The organism is Bradyrhizobium frederickii, assembly GCF_004570865.1.
Lineage (GTDB): Bacteria > Pseudomonadota > Alphaproteobacteria > Rhizobiales > Xanthobacteraceae > Bradyrhizobium > Bradyrhizobium frederickii.
In genome coordinates this window covers 316,894-336,284 of sequence record NZ_SPQS01000005.1, presented here as the reverse complement: position 1 = coordinate 336,284, position 19,391 = coordinate 316,894, and the positions used below count along the sequence as shown (strand labels likewise).

At 64.9% G+C, this 19,391-nt stretch carries 16 protein-coding genes; 2 read left to right on the top strand and 14 right to left on the bottom strand.

The genetic code is table 11. The features are described from left to right. Nucleotides 1-16: 16 nt before the first annotated feature. The 3 genes from E4K64_RS11310 to E4K64_RS11300 all read right to left on the bottom strand — a co-directional run bounded on the left by E4K64_RS11310 (nt 17) and on the right by E4K64_RS11300 (nt 2,320). Nucleotides 17-850, bottom strand: a complete 834-nt coding sequence (locus tag E4K64_RS11310; protein ID WP_135163575.1) for a hypothetical protein — start codon at nt 848-850, stop codon at nt 17-19. An 81-nt stretch (nt 851-931) separates the two neighbouring features. Then, nucleotides 932-1,387 carry a GNAT family N-acetyltransferase gene (locus E4K64_RS11305; RefSeq protein ID WP_135163574.1) on the bottom strand — a complete coding sequence of 152 codons (456 nt, stop codon included), beginning with the start codon at nt 1,385-1,387 and terminating at the stop codon, nt 932-934. Between the two features lie 6 nt (nt 1,388-1,393). Further along, nucleotides 1,394-2,320 (bottom strand): hydrogen peroxide-inducible genes activator, encoded by a 927-nt coding sequence (locus E4K64_RS11300; RefSeq protein ID WP_135163573.1) that lies wholly within the window; start codon nt 2,318-2,320, stop codon nt 1,394-1,396. Nucleotides 2,321-2,434: 114 nt separating this feature from the next. On the opposite strand from E4K64_RS11300, the gene katG reads away from it, so the two are divergent. Then, nucleotides 2,435-4,600, top strand: a complete 2,166-nt coding sequence (gene katG, locus E4K64_RS11295; RefSeq protein ID WP_167771944.1) for a catalase/peroxidase HPI — start codon at nt 2,435-2,437, stop codon at nt 4,598-4,600. 213 nt (nt 4,601-4,813) lie between these two features. Here the strand turns inward: katG and pnp are convergent, their stop codons facing one another. The 8 genes from pnp to rimP all read right to left on the bottom strand — a co-directional run bounded on the left by pnp (nt 4,814) and on the right by rimP (nt 15,238). Continuing rightward, nucleotides 4,814-6,970 (bottom strand): polyribonucleotide nucleotidyltransferase, encoded by a 2,157-nt coding sequence (pnp, locus tag E4K64_RS11290; protein WP_126257003.1) that lies wholly within the window; start codon nt 6,968-6,970, stop codon nt 4,814-4,816. 380 nt (nt 6,971-7,350) lie between these two features. Next, nucleotides 7,351-7,620: a 30S ribosomal protein S15 gene (rpsO, locus tag E4K64_RS11285; RefSeq protein ID WP_028133641.1), complete on the bottom strand. Its 270-nt coding sequence runs from the start codon at nt 7,618-7,620 to the stop codon at nt 7,351-7,353. A gap of 2 nt (nt 7,621-7,622) precedes the next feature. Next, on the bottom strand, nt 7,623-8,741 hold the full coding sequence (gene truB, locus E4K64_RS11280) for a tRNA pseudouridine(55) synthase TruB (RefSeq protein ID WP_167771943.1): 1,119 nt from the start codon (nt 8,739-8,741) through the stop codon (nt 7,623-7,625). Further along, the gene (gene rbfA, locus E4K64_RS11275) at nt 8,738-9,184 is read right to left on the bottom strand and encodes a 30S ribosome-binding factor RbfA (RefSeq protein ID WP_135163571.1); all 447 of its coding nucleotides are present in this window, start codon (nt 9,182-9,184) and stop codon (nt 8,738-8,740) included. Before rbfA ends, truB begins: the two co-directional genes overlap by 4 nt. A gap of 154 nt (nt 9,185-9,338) precedes the next feature. Then, a complete protein-coding gene (infB, locus tag E4K64_RS11270) occupies nt 9,339-12,038 on the bottom strand; it encodes a translation initiation factor IF-2 (RefSeq protein ID WP_135163570.1) in 2,700 nt (899 codons plus the stop codon). A 70-nt stretch (nt 12,039-12,108) separates the two neighbouring features. Next, nucleotides 12,109-12,792 carry an RNA-binding protein gene (locus E4K64_RS11265; protein WP_135163569.1) on the bottom strand — a complete coding sequence of 228 codons (684 nt, stop codon included), beginning with the start codon at nt 12,790-12,792 and terminating at the stop codon, nt 12,109-12,111. A gap of 77 nt (nt 12,793-12,869) precedes the next feature. Continuing rightward, nucleotides 12,870-14,480 carry a transcription termination factor NusA gene (nusA, locus tag E4K64_RS11260; protein WP_126257007.1) on the bottom strand — a complete coding sequence of 537 codons (1,611 nt, stop codon included), beginning with the start codon at nt 14,478-14,480 and terminating at the stop codon, nt 12,870-12,872. 2 nt (nt 14,481-14,482) lie between these two features. Next, the gene (gene rimP / locus E4K64_RS11255) at nt 14,483-15,238 is read right to left on the bottom strand and encodes a ribosome maturation factor RimP (protein WP_126257008.1); all 756 of its coding nucleotides are present in this window, start codon (nt 15,236-15,238) and stop codon (nt 14,483-14,485) included. Nucleotides 15,239-15,597: 359 nt separating this feature from the next. Here rimP and E4K64_RS11250 point away from each other — a divergent pair, with 359 nt between their 5' ends. After that, nucleotides 15,598-16,680, top strand: a complete 1,083-nt coding sequence (locus E4K64_RS11250; protein WP_135163568.1) for a DUF2336 domain-containing protein — start codon at nt 15,598-15,600, stop codon at nt 16,678-16,680. A gap of 119 nt (nt 16,681-16,799) precedes the next feature. Here the strand turns inward: E4K64_RS11250 and trmB are convergent, their stop codons facing one another. From trmB to E4K64_RS11235, 3 genes are all read right to left on the bottom strand, one after another. Further along, the gene (gene trmB, locus E4K64_RS11245; RefSeq protein WP_135163567.1) at nt 16,800-17,510 is read right to left on the bottom strand and encodes a tRNA (guanosine(46)-N7)-methyltransferase TrmB; all 711 of its coding nucleotides are present in this window, start codon (nt 17,508-17,510) and stop codon (nt 16,800-16,802) included. Further along, nucleotides 17,507-18,634, bottom strand: coding sequence for a M20 family metallopeptidase (locus E4K64_RS11240; protein WP_135163566.1), 1,128 nt, complete (start codon nt 18,632-18,634; stop codon nt 17,507-17,509). The genes trmB and E4K64_RS11240 overlap by 4 nt, the downstream gene beginning before the upstream one ends. Nucleotides 18,635-18,749: 115 nt before the next feature. Then, on the bottom strand, nt 18,750-19,163 hold the full coding sequence (locus E4K64_RS11235) for a helix-turn-helix domain-containing protein (protein WP_028133651.1): 414 nt from the start codon (nt 19,161-19,163) through the stop codon (nt 18,750-18,752). Nucleotides 19,164-19,391: the final 228 nt, after the last annotated feature.

The window sequence follows — 19,391 nt, the reverse complement described above, 5'->3', positions numbered from 1 at the left end:
TCCGAATGAGCGCGTGTCACTCTTGCTTCAGATAGCCGGGAAGTCCCCGATCGAGCCTGTCGGTCACGAGAGCACGTGTTCTCTCGCGCAGAATCGCGCTGCTCGAAGCGGTCGCGGGCGGATTGGGGAAGTGATCGTTGTCGAGCTTGGTGAGTGGATCCTCGGTCAACCGCATGCTTGCTGCGAGGTTGGCACCGAAATTCACGAACGGACGGTTGATCTGCTCGTAGCTTCTACCGTCGATCAGGTTGATCGAGATGTTGGCGAACAGATGCGAATGCCGGATCCCGAGCCCCTGATTGAACGTGCCGATACCATTCAGCATCAGTCGCGTGCCCGGCAATTCTCCCTTGTACGTGGTCGCAACGAGATATCGATCGCAGCTCGCGTTCGGCGTGATGCCGCGCACGATCGCTGGCAGGCGTTCGTTGGGATCGGGAATGAATCGCGATTTCGGATTGTAGAAGGGTTCGAAGGCTCCCTTGGGATAGGTGATCCTGCGAACACCGGGATCGCCACCCGTTGCGGCTTTCACCCGCGCAAACACCAGATCGTCAAGACCCCAGTCGATGGCAACTTCGCTCTCCTCGTTCTCGAAGATGGTCAGCCCGAACTTCTGGACGGAGTAGCGTTCGCCGATCACCGAGATCACGCCGAGCTTGCAGGGGCCGATTTCCGCCGCTTGCGGCTTGTTCGCTGCCGGTTGCTTGGCCTTCGGCCCCGCCTTCTTCGCAGCCGGCTTGGTCGTCGCCGGAGTCGCGGCAGTGGGTGGAGCAGAGGGGGACTGGGCCCACCCCGTCGTAGCGCAAAACGACACGAAGATGGCGGCGACGGCGAAACTGCGTAACATGATCGGGGAATGAGCGGTTGAGAATGCGAGAGTTGCAAAACTAGAGCGTGCAAGCCGCGCCCGCAAGTGTAGCGCGAGGTTTCAATCTGCCTTCTTCCACCGATAATATTTCATCATGAATCCGTTTGACGGCTCGATCTCTTCCTTCTCGAACACGAAACCTTCGCGCTCGTACCAGCGCCAGGCTTTTTCGTTCTCGCGGACGCAACGCAGATACATCTCATCCGGCATTTGCGTGCGGGTGAAGGCGAGCAATTGCCGGCCGAGCGATTGGCCCTGATAGGCGGGCGCGACGAAGAGCATGTCGAGATAGCGCCTCGGCGCATGCAGCGCCAGCATGGCGGCGATGGTGCCGCGATCGTCGGCGACGAACAGGCTCCAGCCGTCCTCGATCTCGCGCCGGATCCGCGCGCGCAGGTTTGCCAGCAGGAAGTCGCTGGCCTCGCCGAGCCCGGTCGAGACCCAGCTCTCCATCCAGACGCGCCCGACCTCATCGTATTCGTCTGCGCCGGCGGGACGGATGAGCGGAGGCGACATCGGACGCTAGAGTCTCTGGCTGCGCACGGATTGCCGCGCCCGCACCTTGCCGGCCGACAGGCACACCACCTCGGAAATCTGCAGCAGCTGCCGGGCCAGAGGGCTGGTCTTGCGCCAGACCATGCCGATGGTGCGGGATGGCTGCGGATCGCGGAAGCGCGCGAGCGAGACCGAGGCCGATCGCGTCTCCACCGGCACTGCCATCTCCGGGATCAGCGTCACGCCGATGCCGGCGCTGACCATCTGCACCAGCGTCGACAGCGAATTAGCATCGAGCATCTCGCGTGGCGGCGCCGACTGCATGTTGCAGAACGACAGCGCCTGATCGCGGAAGCAGTGTCCCTCCTCGAGCAGCAACAGCCGCATCTCGCGCATCATCTCGCGCGAGGGGGCCGGTGTGCCCTCGTCGGCGCCCGGCCGGACCAGCAGGAATTTTTCCTCGAACAGGGCGACCTCGGTGAGCGAGGGCTCCGAAACCGGCAATGCGACGATGGCGGTGTCGAGCCGCCCCTCCACCAGCTCCTGAATCAGCCGCGGCGTCATGGTCTCGCGCACGCGGATATCGAGCTCCGGATGCAGGCGCGTGAGATTCTTGGTGATCGTCGGCAGGAGGTAAGGCGCGATGGTCGGGATCATGCCGATGCGCAAGCGGCCGGCAAACCGGTCCTGCGACGCGCGGGCGAAATCGCCGAGCTCATCGACCGAGCGCAGGATGTCGCGGACGCGCTGGGAAAGCTCCTCGCCGAACCGCGTCAGCGCCACCTGGCGCGCGCTACGCTCCAGCAGCAGCCCGCCCAGCGCCTCCTCCAACTCCTTGATCTGCATCGACAAGGCCGGCTGCGAGATGGAGCAGGCCTCGGCCGCGCGGCCGAAATGGCCGTGACGCGCCAGCGCATCGAAATACCGGAGCTGGCGGAGCGTCACGTTGAGCATCAGCAAATCTTATTGCAGCGATCATTAAAGTCAACTTCCCCTGATCGAACGCGACGCTTAGAGTGGTTCTACCTGGTCAAAGGCGCGAGTTCGACGCCACCAGAGGAGGTATTCATGGACGACACTTCGAAGTGCCCGTTTTCGGGCGGAAAACCCACGCGCGTGAACCGCGACTGGTGGCCGACGCAGCTCAATATCGAGGTGCTGCACAAGAATTCCGACAAGTCCGATCCGATGGGGAAGGACTTCGATTACGCCAAGGAGTTCAAGTCGCTCGATCTCAACGCGGTGATCAAGGACCTGACCGCGCTGATGACGGATTCGCAGGAATGGTGGCCGGCCGATTTCGGTCATTATGGCGGCCTCATGATCCGCATGGCCTGGCACAGCGCGGGCACCTACCGCATCACCGACGGCCGCGGTGGCGCCGGCGCCGGACAGCAGCGCTTTGCACCGCTCAACAGCTGGCCCGACAACGCCAATCTCGACAAGGCGCGCCGTCTGCTGTGGCCGATCAAGCAGAAATATGGCCGCAAGCTCTCCTGGGCCGATCTGATGGTGCTCGCCGGCAACGTCGCGCTGGAATCGATGGGCTTCAAGACCTTCGGTTTCGCCGGCGGCCGCGCCGACGTCTGGGAGCCGGAAGAGCTGTATTGGGGCCCCGAGGGCACTTGGCTCGGCGATGAGCGCTACAGCGGCGAACGCCAGCTCGCCGAGCCGCTCGGCGCGGTGCAGATGGGCCTCATCTACGTCAATCCGGAAGGCCCCAACGGCAAGCCGGATCCGGTCGCCGCGGCCAAGGACATCCGCGAGACCTTCGCGCGCATGGCGATGAACGACGAGGAGACCGTCGCGCTGATCGCCGGCGGCCACAGCTTCGGCAAGACCCACGGCGCGGGCGATCCCTCGCTGGTTGGACCGGAGCCGGAAGCGGGCGCGCTGGAGGATCAAGGCCTCGGCTGGAAGAGCAAGCACGCGTCGGGTCATTCGGGCGATGCCATCACCAGCGGTCTCGAGGTGACATGGACGACGACGCCGACGAAGTGGAGCAACAACTTCTTCGAGAACCTGTTCAATTTCGAATGGGAGCTGACCAAGAGCCCGGGCGGTGCGCAGCAATGGACGGCCAAGGGCGCCGACGCGATCATTCCCGATGCTTTCGACAAGTCGAAGAAGCATCGGCCGACGATGCTGACGACCGACCTCTCGCTGCGCTTCGATCCCGCCTATGAGAAGATCTCGCGCCGCTTCCTCGAGAACCCGGCTCAGTTCGCGGACGCCTTCGCCCGCGCCTGGTTCAAGCTCACCCATCGCGACATGGGTCCGATCCAGCGCTATCTCGGCCCGCTGGTGCCGAAGGAGACGCTGATCTGGCAGGACCCGATTCCGGCCGTGAACCACGAGCTGGTCAGCGATCAGGACATCGCTGCGCTGAAGGCCAAGATCCTGGCATCGGGCCTGTCGGTGTCCGAGCTGGTCTCGACCGCCTGGGCGTCGGCCTCGACGTTCCGCGGCTCGGACAAGCGCGGCGGCGCCAACGGCGCGCGCATTCGCCTGGCTCCGCAGAAGGACTGGGAGGTGAACGAACCGGCGCAGCTGTTGAAGGTGCTCGGCAAGCTGGAGGCGATCCAGAAGGACTTCAACGCCTCGTCGGGCGCGAAGAAGGTTTCGCTGGCGGACCTCATCGTGCTCGGCGGCACCGCTGCGGTCGAGAAGGCCGCGAAGGATGCCGGCGTCGACGTCAAGGTCGGCTTCACGCCGGGCCGCATGGATGCTTCGCAGGAGCAGACCGACACGGAATCTTTCGCACCGCTCGAGCCGCGGGCCGATGGCTTCCGTAACTATGTCGGCAAGAAGCATCAGTTCATGCAGCAGGAGGAAGCCCTCGTCGATCGCGCGCAGCTGCTGCGGCTGACCGGTCCGGAGATGACCGTGCTGGTCGGCGGCCTGCGTGTGCTCGGCGCCAATGCCAACGGTTCGAAGCATGGCGTCTTCACGTCGAAGGTGGGTACGCTCAGCAACGACTTCTTCGTCAACCTGCTCGACATGAGCGCGCAGTGGACGCCGGTCGCCGACGGCAGCTACGAGGCACGCGACCGCAAGACCAATGCGGTGAAGTGGACGGGAACGCGCGTCGACCTGATCTTCGGCGCGCACTCGCAGCTCCGCGCCTTCGCCGAGGTCTATGCGACCTCGGATGCGAAGCAGAAGTTCGTGCAGGATTTCGCCAAGGCCTGGACCAAGGTGATGAACCTCGACCGCTACGACATCGTGGCGTGAGGCCGGTACACCTCTCCCGCTTGCGGGAGAGGTCGCGCCGAAGGCGCGGGTGGGGTTCTCTCCGCATTGGAAGTCTCTCTGAGGAGACACCCTCTCCCCAGCCCTCTCCCGCAAGCGGGAGAGGGAGCGCATATCGGCCGGAGCATGAACAACGGCACAAACAAAAAGGGCGGCCTTTCGGCCGCCCTTCGTGTTTTCGATAAGTCGCGAGACTTACTCGCCGGCGGCTTCGCGCGGGGCCTTCTCGCCCTCGCCGCCCTTGCCCTCGAGGTCTTCGCCGGTGGTCTGGTCGACCACCTTCATCGACAGGCGGGTCTTGCCGCGATCGTCGAAGCCGAGCAGCTTGACCTTGACCTTGTCGCCTTCCTTGACGACGTCGGAGGTCTTCTGCACGCGGTTGGCAGCGAGCTGGCTGATGTGAACGAGGCCGTCCTTGGAGCCGAAGAAGTTCACGAACGCGCCGAACTCCATCACCTTGACCACGGTGCCGTCGTAGATCTGGCCGACTTCCGGATCGGACGCGATCGACTTGATCCACTTGATCGCGGCCTTCATCGCCTCGCCGTCGCTGGAGGCGACCTTCACGGTGCCGTCGTCCTCGATGTTGACCTTGGCGCCGGTCTTCTCGACGATCTCGCGGATCACCTTGCCGCCGGTGCCGATCACTTCGCGGATCTTGTCGGTGGCGATCTTGAAGGTCTCGATGCGCGGCGCGTATTCGCCGAGCTCGGCACGCGCGTTGGTGAGCGCCTTCGCCATCTCGCCGAGGATGTGAATACGACCTTCCTTGGCCTGGCCGAGCGCCACCTTCATGATCTCTTCGGTGATGCCCTCGATTTTGATGTCCATCTGGAGCGAGGTGATGCCCGCTTCGGTGCCGGCCACCTTGAAGTCCATGTCGCCGAGATGGTCTTCGTCACCGAGGATGTCGGAGAGAACCGCGAAGCGCTTGTCTTCGAGGATCAGTCCCATCGCGATGCCCGCGGTCGGCCGCTTCAACGGCACGCCGGCGTCCATCAGCGCCAGCGAGGCGCCGCAGACCGAGGCCATCGAGGACGAGCCGTTCGATTCGGTGATCTCCGAGACCACGCGGATCGTGTAGGGGAACTCGTGATGCGGCGGCAGCACCGGGTGGATCGCGCGCCAGGCCAGCTTGCCGTGGCCGATCTCGCGCCGCTTGGTGCCGCCGAGGCGACCGGTCTCACCGACCGAGTAGGGAGGGAAGTTGTAGTGCAGCAGGAACGTCTCCTTGTACGTTCCCGACAGCGCGTCGATGTACTGCTCGTCCTCGCCGGTGCCGAGCGTGGTGACGACCAGGCCCTGGGTCTCGCCGCGGGTGAACAGCGCCGAGCCGTGGGCGCGGGGCAGCACGCCGACTTCGGCGACGATGTTGCGCACGGTCTTGCTGTCGCGACCGTCGATGCGCTTGCCGGTGTCGAGGATGTTCCAGCGAACGATCTTGGCTTCGAGTTCCTTGAACACGGCGCCGATGCGCAGCTTGTCGTATTTCGGCTCCTGCCCTTCGGGGAAGTAGTGGGCGATCACCTTTTCCTTGACCTTGCCGACCGCGGCGTAGCGATCCTGCTTGACCGGAATGGCGTAGGCGGCGCGCAGTTCCTGCTCGACGAGGCCGAGCATTTCCTTCTCGAGCGCGGCGTTGTCGATGACGGTGACTTCGCGCGGCTCCTTGGCGGCCTTCTCGGCCAGCTCGATGATGGCGTTGATCACCGGCTGGAAGTGGCGGTGACCGAACATCACCGCGCCGAGCATGATGTCTTCGTTCAGCTCCTTGGCCTCCGATTCCACCATCAGAACGGCGTCGGCGGTGCCGGCGACGACGAGGTCGAGCTGGGTGTCGACCATCTCGTCGAGCGTCGGGTTGAGCACATATTCGTCGTTGACGAAGCCGACGCGGGCCGCGCCGATCGGGCCCTTGAACGGCGCGCCGGACAGGGTCAGCGCAGCGGACGAGGCCACCAGCGCGACGATATCAGGGTCGTTCTCCATGTCGTGCGACAGCACGGTGGCGATCACCTGGGTCTCGTTGCGCCAGCCGTCGACGAACAGCGGGCGGATCGGACGGTCGATCAGGCGGGAGACCAGCGTCTCCTTCTCGGTCGGACGACCCTCGCGCTTGAAATAGCCGCCGGGAATGCGGCCCGCAGCGTAGGTCTTTTCCTGGTAGTCGACGGTCAGCGGCAGGAAGTCGACGCCTTCGCGCGGCGCCTTCGCCGCGACGACGGTGGCAAGCACCACGGTCTCGCCATAGGTGGCGACGACGGCGCCGTCGGCCTGGCGGGCGATCTTGCCGGTTTCAAGCTTGAGAGGGCGTCCGCCCCAGTCGATCTCGACTGAATGCTTATTGAACATAGAGGTCTTCTTTCATGGGTTCTCGAAAGTGGGGACGGCTCTCGAAAAACAAAAACCATGCGCAAGATTGCGGGACGCTGATCGGAGCGGATGATCAGCGTCCTGCGATCCTGCCATGGTTTTTGGATTTCGGATGGCGTCCATCCTTTCGGGTCATACGGGCGCCTTGCCCGTTGTGCCCAGCCGCCGGATTGCTGCTGGACTGTCAGTCGGCACGAACGCGAACACCGAACCTTCGGTCTTCGCCCTTCATGCCCCGGATGCCGGCCGTCGACGGCCCGCATCCGACGCGCGCGCAGCCTCGATCAAAAAGCTTAAAATAAGCGCCTTCGTTCGAAACCGCGTGCGAAAACGCGCGCCGGTGGCGCGCGCAGGAACTCTTAACGACGAATGTTGTGCTTCTCGAGCAGCGCCTTGTACCGCGCCTCGTCCTTCTTCTTGAGGTAGTCGAGAAGCGAGCGGCGGGTCGAGACCAGCTTCAAGAGACCGCGACGCGAATGGTTGTCCTTCACGTGGGTCTTGAAATGGCTGGTGAGGTTGTTGATGCGTTCCGACAGGATTGCGACCTGAACCTCGGGCGAGCCGGTGTCGCCGGCTTTGGTGGCATTCGTCTTGATGACTTCCGCTTTGCGTTCTGCGGCAATCGACATCGTCAATTTCTCTCGTTGCGACCGGGGCTGGCAGTCAGGCCGGTCAGGTTGAACACACGCTTGGGGATGATTTCGCCATTGCCGACTTCAGCAAGCGCGAGAAGCCGGCCTGCCACCGTGACATAGACTGTGCCGCTACAAGTGGGCGCATCCCGTCCGCGCAACAAAACGGCCTGGCCCCGATGGAGCCTTGCCGCATCAGCCCGAGTGACGGCCAGTGCCGGGATGTCGTCCAGCGCGGTCTCAACGGGCAAAAGCGCGTCGGCGAGGCTGCCCTCGCCGGACGCGGCTCTATCGCACAAAGCCTCCAACTGATCCAGCGGAATCATGTCGTTTTCGCCAAATGGGCCGACCAGGGTCCGCCGCAGCGCGCAGATATGGCCAAAAGTGCCGAGAATCCGGCCCATATCGCGGGCCAGCGCGCGGACATAGGTGCCCTTGCCGCATTCGGCCTCGAACACGGCGTGGTCGTTATCCGGTTGATCCACAAGGGTTAAATGGTGAATCTCGACCGGGCGGGGGGCCAGCTCCACGACCTCGCCGTCGCGGGCAAGGTCGTAGGCGCGCTCGCCCTGGACCTTGATCGCGGAATAGCGCGGCGGGATCTGCTCGATCACCCCGGTGAAGCGGGGCAGCAGGGCCAGAATGGCCTCCCGGGTCGGACGCTGGTCGGAGGTCGCGGTCACCCGGCCCTCGATGTCGTCGGTGTCGCGCTCCTCGCCCCAGCACACCGTGAACTGGTAGCGCTTGCGGCCGTCCATGACGAAGGGAACGGTCTTGGTGGCCTCCCCGAGCGCGATCGGCAGCCCGCCCGAGGCGAGCGGATCGAGCGTGCCGGCGTGTCCGGCACGCTTGGCGTTGAACAGGCGCTTGAGCACCGCAACCGCCTGCGTCGAGGTCATGCCGATCGGCTTGTCGAGCACGACCCAGCCGTGGACGTCGCGCCGGTCGCGGCGAACCTGATTGCCCTTCTGCTGTTTGGCACGCGGATCGTTGTTGACGCGGCGCGGCTCGTGATGCGGCTCCGAATTGCCGTCCATCTCCGCGAAATTATTTTTCTGCACGTCGCGCTGATCGGCCTGTTCGCCGCTGATCGTGTCGTGAGCCGGGTCCATCGTCATCGTTCTTCTTCCCGATCCGTCTCCGGATCCTGTTCCAAGTCCTGTTCGAGATCCTTCTGCACCGCAGGTGTTCGCAAAAGCTTCTCGATCCGTTCCGCTTCGTCGAATCGTTCGTCGACGCGGAAGCGAATGTCGGGTGCAAATTTCAGGTTAACGCGCCGCGCGACCTCGCCGCGCAGGAACTTCTTGTTGCGTGCGAGCGCAGCGAGAACGATCTCGGTGTCGCGGCCACCGAGCGGCATCACGTAGACCGTCGCGAGCTTCAGGTCGGGCGACATCCGCACCTCCGGCACGGTGATGATGTGACCCTCGAGATCGGCATCATGCACATTGCCTTGCGCCAGAATATCGGCCATCGCGTGGCGAACCTGCTCGCCGACGCGCAACTGACGTTGCGAGCCTCCGCCGGGCCCGGAACTCTTCTTCTGATGATGGCGTGGCATTCTCGAAATCACCTCGTCATGCCCGTGTTCGGGACACGGGCATTGTCACTTGTCCTGTTGAAACGAAGAGGGGTGGATGGCCGGAAAAAATCCGGCCATCGCACTCCCGCAATTTCAGCTCAAAAAGATCCGGGCGCTTCGGTAAGATTTGGACTTACAGGGAGCGCTGGATCGTCTCCACGCGGTAACACTCGATCACGTCACCGGCACGCATGTCGTGGTAGTTCTCGAAGGCCATGCCGCATTCCTGACCGGACTGGACTTCCTTCACTTCGTCCTTGAAGCGCTTCAGCGTCGAGAGCTTGCCCTCGTGCACGACGACGTTGTCGCGGATCAGGCGCACATTGGCGCCGCGTTCCACGGTACCGTCGGTGACGCGGCAGCCTGCGACCTTGCCGACCTTGGAGATGTTGAAGATCTCCAGGATCGCGGCATTGCCGAGCATGGTTTCGCGCAAGGTCGGCGCGAGCAGGCCGCTCATCGCCTTCTTCACGTCGTCCACGAGATCGTAGATGATGTTGTAGTAGCGGATCTCGATGCCGTTGCGCTTGGCGGCCGCAGCGGCTTCCTTGTTGGCACGAACCGAGAAGCCGATGATCGCGGCGTTGAAGCCTTCGGCCAGCGTCACGTCGGATTCCGAGATGCCGCCGACGCCGGCATGCAGGATGCGGGCTGCGACTTCGTCGGTGCCGAGCTTCTCCAGCGAGCCGAGGATCGCCTCCAGCGAGCCCTGCACGTCGGCCTTGATGATCAGCGGGAATTCCTTGCGGCCCGCGGTCTTCAATTGCGACATCATCTGCTCGAGCGAGCCGCGCATGCCGGAGATCGAGGCCGCCGCGTTCTCGCGCTTCTGGTGCGCGCGGTAGCTGGTGACCTGGCGGGCGCGGGCTTCGTTCTCGACCACGGCGAGACGATCGCCGGCTTCCGGCGGACCGTTGAAGCCGAGCACTTCGACCGGCACCGAGGGACCTGCTTCCTGCACGGTCTCGCCCTGATCGGAGATCAGCGCGCGGACGCGGCCCATCTCGGCGCCCGCGACGATGATGTCGCCGACGCGGAGCGTGCCGCGCTGGACCAGCACGGTCGCGACCGGGCCGCGGCCGCGGTCGAGCTTGGCCTCGATCACGGTGCCCTCGGCCGGCCGTTCCGAATTGGTCTTGAGGTCGAGGATGTCGGCCTGGAGCGCGATCATCTCGAGCAGCTTGTCGAGATTGGTCTTGTTCTTGGCGGACACCTCGACGTCGACGACGTCGCCGCCGAAGGATTCGACCTGCACCTCGTGCTGGAGCAGCTCGGTGCGCACGCGCTCGGGCTTGGCGTCGGGCTTGTCGATCTTGTTGATGGCGACGATGATCGGCACGCGCGCGGCCTTGGCGTGATTGATGGCTTCGACCGTCTGCGGCATCACGCCGTCGTCAGCCGCGACCACCAGCACGACGATGTCGGTGACCTTGGCGCCGCGGGCGCGCATCGCGGTGAACGCGGCGTGGCCGGGCGTGTCGATGAAGGTGATCTTCTTGCCGCTCTCGGGCGACACCACCTGATAGGCGCCGATATGCTGGGTGATGCCGCCGGCTTCGCCGGAGACGACGTTGGCGTGACGGAGCGCATCGAGCAGCGAGGTCTTGCCGTGGTCGACGTGACCCATCACGGTCACCACCGGCGAGCGCGTCTCGGTGTCGGTGGAATCGTCGACCTGGTCGAACAGGCCCTCTTCGACGTCGGAGGCGGCAACGCGCTTGACGGTGTGACCCAGCTCTTCCGCGATCAGCTGCGCGGTGTCGGCGTCGATCACGTCGGTGATCTTGTGCATCGCGCCCTGCTTCATCAGCATGCGGATGACGTCGACCGCGCGTTCGGCCATGCGGTTGGCGAGTTCCTGGATGGTGATCGCTTCCGGGATGACCACCTCGCGGATCAGCTTCTCCTTGGGCTCGTTCGAGGCATGGCCCTTCAGGCGCTGGGTGCGGCGGCGGAACGAGGCGATCGAGCGCTCGCGGACTTCGTCGGCGTTGAGCGCGGTGACGACCGTCAGGCGGCCGCGCTCTTTCTGCGGGCCGGGCTTGTGGGTGGTCTTGGGAGCCGCGGCAGGACGCGCGGCGCCGCCGGGACCGCGACGGATCTGGCGCGGACCATCGTCCTCGTCGGGTCCGGCTGCGACCGCGGGTGCGCGACCCAAAGGTCCGCCGGCCGGTCGCGGCGTGTTGGTTCCGGGGCGCGCTGTCGTCGCGGCCGGGCGTGCTGTCGCGGTTCCGGTTCGCGCTGCGGGCGCTCCGGGCCGCGATGTTGCAGCGGCCGGGGCCGCCACCGCGGCGCGCGGCGCAGATTGCGGCTGCTCGCCTTCGCCGAAACGCTTCTTGGCCTCGGTCTCGGCCTTGCGCTTGGCCTCGTCCTCGTGGCGGTGGCGCTCTTCCTCGGCCTTGCGGCGGGATTCGGCGGCCTCGCGCTCGGCGCGTTCGGCGGCTTCGCGGACCGCGCGGCGCTGGGCCTCTTCCTCGGCCTGACGGCGCTCTTCGACTTCGCGCACCTTGGCATCGGCCAGCGCGCTGGCGCGGGCGGAGCGTTCGTCCTCGGTCAGCGTGCGCAGCACCACGCCGGAGCCGGCGTTGCGCGGCGGCGCGGGACGCGACGGGGCGGGCGTGGGCGCAGCCGGCGCGGGCTTCGCCACCTCGGCAGCCTGCGGCTCGGGGGTACCGTCGATGCGGCGCTTGCCGCGCTTCTCGACCACGACCTGCTTGCTGCGGCCATGGCTGAAGCTCTGGCGCACAGTGCCCGTTTCGACGCGCGGCTTGAGCGATAGCGTCTTGCTCGGAACGCTCAGCTTCTTGTCGCCAGGGGTCTTGGTATCAACCATTCAGCAGTCCTAATCCTGATTTATCGGTGTTGTGCGTTGCCGCACCGTCCAATTGGGTCGTCGTTGTCGCTCAGAAATCCTGGCCGTGCTCTTCGGCAGTCTTGTCATCGTCCGCCATCCGGTATCGGACCAGCATCTGGCTACGTGACAGGAATGACTTGCTCGCCGGACCCGCGAGCAGGGCAGCATGTATCACATTTGACCGGGTCAGTGCCAAATCCAATTCTATCGATTTCAGCGCGGTGACGACGGGAATCTGCGGCTTGGCGCCGCGATTTCCGGCATTTTGACGTGCCAGCATGTCCAATTTGCGGATTCCGTCCGCGGCCCCGTCGCTGGCGTGGATCAGGACCTCGACCGTGCCTTCCCTCAGGGCGCTTTCGACCTTGCCGAAGCCGGTCACGATCTGGCCGGCCTTGGCGGCGATCCCAAGGGCTTCCGTCACGCTCCGAACCAGGAGCGCCTCAATGTCGGCAGGAAGCGTCTGGGGGATGCGCAGCTCGCGCTTGAAGGCCTTGCTAAATTGGTGACGCCGTACCGCTTCCGCAACCACCCCGCGGGAGGCCGTGAGCCACATGCCGCGTCCGGGCAGCTTGCGCTTGAGATCTGGAACTACGTCGCCCTGCGGCGAAATAACGAAGCGGATCAGCTCGTCGATCGGCCGGACCTGCCGACTGACAGCGCACATCCGCATGGTCGCGGACCTTTCGGTCCGCGGTCCATGGTCGAGTTCGCTGTCCATATTGGCGAGCATCCGGGCGACATCCTCCTTCGCCTTCTAAATCGCGTGTTCTCTAAGCAAGACCGGCCTCCGCTTTCGCTGAATACGCCTCAAGCCGGCTGATCTTCGGTCGCCTCAGCCTCCTCGGTGGGCTTGGCGAGATCGGCCTCGGTGATCCAGCCGGCCTTGACGCGGGCCTGCATGATCATCGCTTCGGCATCGTCGCGGGAGATATCGATGCCGTCGAGCGCGCCCGGATGTTTGGTGGGCTCGCCGCCTTCCTTGCGCTCGGTCCAGCCGACCAGATCGTCGGTGGCGCAGCCGGCAAGGTCCTCGACCGTCTTGATGTCGTTCTCGCCGAACTTCACCAGCATCTTGGAGGTGACGCCGGGCACGTCCTTGACGGCGTCCTCGACCCCGAGCTCCTTGCGCCTCGCCTCGATCTCGGCTTCCTGCTGCTCGAGATATTCGCGGGCACGGCTCTGGAGCTCCTGCGCGGTCTCCTCGTCGAAGCCCTCGATGCCGGCGAGTTCCTTGAGGTCCACCATGGCGAGTTCCTCGACCGAGGTGAAGCCCTCGGACGCCAGCAGCTGGCCGACCACTTCATCGACGTTGAGCGATTCCATGAAGACGCGGGTGGAGTTCTCGAAGTCGGCCTGGCGGCGCTCCGATTCCTCCTGCTCGGTCAGGATGTCGATGTCCCAGCCGGTGAGCTGCGAAGCCAGACGCACGTTCTGGCCGCGGCGGCCGATCGCCAGCGAAAGCTGGTTGTTGGTGTCGGGCACGACGACCTCGATGCGCTCGCGGTCTTCGTCGATGACGACCTTGGACACTTCGGCCGGCGCCAGCGCGTTAACCACGAAGGTGGCGATGTCAGGCGACCAGGGGATGATGTCGATCTTCTCGCCCTGCAATTCGTTCACCACGGCCTGCACGCGCGAGCCGCGCATGCCGACGCAGGCGCCGACCGGATCGACCGAGGAATCGCGGGAAATCACGCCGATTTTCGCGCGCGAGCCCGGATCGCGGGCGACCGCCTTGATCTCGACGATGCCGTCATAGATCTCCGGCACTTCCTGCGCGAACAGCTTCGCCATGAACTGCGGATGGGTGCGGGAGAGGAAGATCTGCGGGCCGCGGGTTTCGCGGCGGACGTCGAAGATGTAGGCGCGGACCCGGTCGCCGTTGCGGAACACTTCGCGCGGCAGCATCTCGTCGCGGCGGATGATGGCTTCGCCGCGGCCGAGATCGACGATCACGCTGCCATATTCGACGCGCTTGACGACGCCGTTGACGATGTCGCCGATGCGGTCCTTGAATTCCTGGTATTGCCGGTCGCGCTCGGCCTCGCGCACCTTCTGCACGATCACCTGCTTGGCCGACTGCGCGGCGATGCGGCCATATTCCAGCGGCGGCAGGGTATCGGCGATGGTGTCGCCGACCTGGGCACCGGGATTGGCGCGCTGCGCGTCGACCAGCGAGATCTGGTTGGAATGATTTTCGACCTTGTCGACCACCAGCATGTGGCGCGACAGCCGCAGCTCGCCCTTCTTCGGGTCGATCTCGGCGTGAACGTCGGTCTCGCTGCCGTAACGGGCGCGCGCGGCCTTGGCGATGGCGTCCTCCATCGCCGCGATGACGATGCCGCGATCGATCGATTTCTCGCGCGCGACGGCGTCGGCGATCTGGAGCAATTCAAGTCGATTGGCGCTGACTGCCATGGCTAGTCTCCTTGGTCAGGATCGATCTCGCCGCGCCGCGCGCGTTCGGCGGCAAGGCGATGCTTCTTCGTGTTGGTCGGGGCCGGCTTCTTCTTCGGCTTGGTGTTCTTGGTGATCTTCGCGCTGATCTCCGCGTGCGGCGGAGCCGGCGGCTCCAGGCCGAGATCCCTGCGCATCTTGCGCTCCTCGGCCTTGCCGCGGCGCATGGATTCGGCGATCAGCTCGTCGGTCAGCACCAGGCGCGCCTCGCCGATATCCTCCATGGTCAGGAGCACGTCGGGGTTGTCACCCGGCTTGGCGTCGTCGCGACGCAGGTGCACGCGGTCGCCTTCGACGGCACCGAGCGTGCCGCGGAACCGCTTGCGTCCCTCATGGGCGACCGCCATCTCGATCTTCACCAGATGGCCGCAATAGCGCTCGAAATCGGAGCGGCGGACCAGCGGACGGTCGATCCCCGGCGAGGAAATTTCCAGCCGATAGGCGCGATCGATGGGGTCGGCGACATCGAGCACGGGGGAGAGCGCCCGCGAGATCGCCTCGCAATCTTCGAGCTGCATCGAGCCGTCCGGCCGCTCGGCCATGATCTGCACGGTGCAGCCGGCCTCGCCGGAAATGCGGATCCGCACCAGCCGATATCCCATGCCTTCCAGCACCGGCGCTGCGACCGCGGACACCCGTGCCGCCACGCCCGGCTCGACCACGAGTCTCGGCTCGGCCAGCAATTCGGCGTCCGTGGAACCAGGGTTCGGCTCGGTCATGTCCAGGGTCAGGCGCTCGATGGTTAAGGCTTGGTTAAGGTTTCAAAGCCCGCTTCGGAACTTCCCCGACACGCGTCGGGCCGCATCTTCCGCCACGCCGCGTTCAGGTAATAAAAAAGAGCGGGTCCTTTCGGGCCCACTCTCACTACGCGGATCGCATGAGAAGATGAATTGGCGCTGATATAGCGCTTTCCCCCTGCCCGGACAAGGCCCATTGCGGGGGAACGGGGCCTTTTTGCGCCGGTCCGCGACCAACCTGCGGCAACGCTTCCTTCACCTGGGGAGGCTAAATTCCCCGATTGTGGGGCGGCTTGGACCAAGGGCGCACCCGCGGCGTGCCCTGATCGAGTTGCGTTTTCATGACCGTTGCCACGTCGCTCATTCCCGGACTGGACGATATCGTCAAACGCGGCGATCCGCGGCGGCGCGGCGAGATCGCGCGCGCCATCTCCGAATTGTACTTCCAGGATTCCGCCAATCTTCGGCCCGAACTCATCGATCTCTTCGACAATCTCCTGATCGATCTCGTCCCGCATGCGGAGCTTGCCTCGCGCGCCGACCTCGCCGAGCGCTTCTCGCACCTGAACAACGCGCCGCCGCACCTGATCAATCAACTCGCGCGCGAAAACGAGATCATGGTGGCGGGCCCCGTGCTGCGCCGCTCGCCCGTGCTCGATGACGCCGCTCTGGTCGAGATCGCGCGGTTGAAGGGCCAGGGCCATCTGCTGGCGATGACGGAGCGCCCGACATTGTCGGCTGCCATCACCGATGTGCTGGTCGAGCGCGGCGATCGCGACGTGGTGCGTCGCGCCGCCGGCAATGCCGGCGCGTCGTTCTCGCCGGGCAGCTATTCCGAGATGATCAAGCGCGCGGCGCGGGACGGCGTGCTGACGCTCAAGATCGGCCAGCGCAACGACCTTTCGGGCGAGAACCTGAAAGAGCTTCTCGACGGGACGCTCGACGTCATCCGCCGGCGCCTCTCCACTGTGGTCAATCCCGCGCGCCAGGTCGAGATCAAGCGCGCGCTGGCGGCGATCGAGGAAGCCGCGCTGCCGCCCGGGCCCCGGCGCGACTTCTCGGCGGCCCAGCGCACGGTGCTCTCCTTGCATCGCGAGGGCCATCTCGGCGAGAGCGCGCTGCTCGGTTTCGCCAAGGCGAACAAATACGAGGAATCGATCGCCTCGCTCTCGGCGATGTCCGGCGTCCGCCTCTCGGTTCTCGACCGCCTGATCTCAGGCGACCGCTACGATCCGATTCTCATCGTCGGCCGCGTGCTGAATCTGGGCTGGCCCACGGTGCGCGCGCTCATCCTGCTCTGGTACGGGCCGCATCGCATTCCGGCCGATGCCGACATCGAGGCCGCGCGCGTCAACTTCACGCGCCTGATGCCGACGACCGCCGAGCGCGTCGTGAATTTCTGGCGCAACCGGCAGACGATTTGAATCACGAACAGTCTTCGTCATGGCCGGGCTTGTCCCGGCCATCCACGTTTTTCGTCCCGCGGAGAGAAAGTGCGTGGATGCCCGGGACAAGCCCGGGCATGGCGACAGCCGCGAAGAATTTACACTCTCCTGAACCGCAAGTAAGCCGCCTTGCGCCCTTCGCGCGCGGCCTTCCGGCCGTAGCGCGTCATGGTGTAGCCGGCCCATGGCTGCCTGAAGTCGTCGGCGCGTTCGGCAAGCCAGACGAAGTCCTGCGAGCGCGCAAGATGCGACAGCGTCCAGGCGCAGTAATCGTCGATATCGCAGACGAAGCGGAATTCGCCGTCTCGCTTCAGCACGCGCGCCATCGCGGCGATCGTGCGGTCCTGAACGAAGCGTCGCTTCCAGTGCCGCCGCTTCGGCCAGGGATCGGGGTGGATCAGGTCGATCCGCGACAGCGATGCCCTGGGCAACCAGGCCAGCAGCTCGGCGGCATCGCCCGCAAACAGGCGGATGTTGCCGATATTGGCGGCCTCGATCTGCGCGAGGATCTTGGCCATGCCGTTGACGTAGGGCTCGCACCCGACGAAGCCGGTCGTGGGGAATTTCTGCGCCTCGGCCGCAAGATGCTCGCCGCCGCCGAAGCCGATCTCGATCCGCACATCTTCGGTCTCGGCGCCAAAGATCTCGCGGGCGTCCGCCGGCGCCTCAGTGTGAATGTCGAGCGCAAGATGCGGCAGCAGATGATCGACCAGCTCGGCTTGGTGCTCCCTGAGCTTGTGACCCTTGCGGCGCCCGAAGAAGGCGCGCTCGCTGTCGTCGCGATCGGGATTCGATTTGCGCTCGCTCATCGCAGCGTCTGATACAGGCGATGCAGCAGCCGCGCGCGCGGCGCAAGCGAGGAGACATAGAGCTGCTCATAATGGGTGTGCGCGCCCTTGCCGTCGACGCCGAGCCCGTCCAGCGTTGCGGTATGCGGGGCGGTGAAATTGCCGTCCGAGCCGCCGCCGGTGTGAGTATCGATCAGCTCGAAGCCGATCTCGCCGGCGAGCGTCTTCGCGTGTTCGAACAGCGAGGCGCCCGCATTGCTCTTCTCATAGGGCGGACGGTTGAGCTCGCCCGTGACGGTGACAGCGACGCCCTCGGTTTTCGAGGTCAGGGCGAGAATCCTGCCGACGAACTCGTCTGCGTCACCGAGGCTCAGCACGCGCAGGTCGACTTCAGCATAGGCCTCTTCCGGCGTGACGTTGGGGCGCGTGCCGCCGCGCACCACGCCGACATTGACGGAGACGCCACGCGCAAGGTCGTTCATCCCTTCCAGTGCCAGGATGACGTTGGCGAGCTCGCGGACGGCGCTGCGGCCGTCTTCGGGCCGCGAGCCGGCATGCGCCGGCACGCCCTTGACGAACACGCGGAAGCGTCCGACGCCCTTGCGTCCGGTGACGATCTTGCCGCCGTCGCGCGCCGGCTCCGTCACCAGCACGTATTTGGCCTTGCGTCCTTCCTGCTCGATGAGCGCGCGCGAGGTCGGGCTGCCGATCTCCTCGTCGGAGGTGAACAGGTGCGTGATGCCGAGCGGCGAGCGATCGGCCGTCGCACACAGCGCGCCAAACGCGTGATGGGCGATGTAGGCGCCGCCCTTCATGTCGTAGATGCCGGGACCGAAGGCGACGTCGCCTTCGACCTTGAACGGCAGGCGTTCGATGAATCCCATGGGATGGACGGTATCGAGGTGACTCAGCACCAGAATACCCGGCTGGTCCTGGCCCCAGGTCGAGCGCGCCAGGAGATGATCTCCGCAGCCGTCGACGCCGGCGACACGCTCGAGCGTGACGGGCAAGTCGCGATATTGCGCCGCTACCTCGGAGACCAGCTTGTTGACCTGCTCAGGCGCTTCCGTCGGCGTCTCGATCTCGACCCAGCGGCGGATGCCATCGAGGATAGTTTGGGAATCGAACCAATTGGTGCTGGCCATGGTGCATCTGTGCCTTTGAATCACATCATCGGAGCGGACGCACGTCGAAGCGCGGCCACAAATGACGACATAGGCCAGATTTCGCGCGGTCTCAAATCGCCATCGGGACGGCGCGTCAGCGCTTGTCGGGGCCTTCCCGGGCCGCGATCTGCTCGACGAGATCGACGATCGAGCGGCGCATCTTCGAATCGGTGATTCGCGTGAACGCCTTGGTCAAGGCCAGGCCTTCGGAGGTCGCGAGAAAATCCGAGACGTAAGAGGGCGAGGCGCCTTCGCTGAAGCCATCCGGCCCCGGCACGCCGCTCGGACCGCCCTCGAACAGAAACGACACCGGCACCTGCAGAATTTCGGCGATCTGCTGGATGCGGCTCGCGCCGACCCGGTTGGTGCCCTTCTCGTATTTCTGGATCTGCTGGAAAGTCAGGCCCAAAGCGTCACCGAGCTTTTCCTGGCTCATGCCCAACATGATGCGGCGCATACGCACGCGACTGCCGACATATTTGTCAACAGGGTTGGGCGCTTTCGACATTTCCTCAGCCCTCCAAACACCACCTTCAGCGCAATCAATCGGAGTGCCTCAGGTGTAAGCAACGTCAAATCAAACCCTGTTATTGGGAAACATTGCGGAGAAATTTAGCAACGCACCACTGTCTTTTGCAGCCGGTGCAGAATGGGGAGCCCGCGTGCAGTCTGTCAACCGTGGGACTACGGTTGTCAAAAGTTTCCGGCTACCTCCGCGGCGATGGCGCGATCAGCT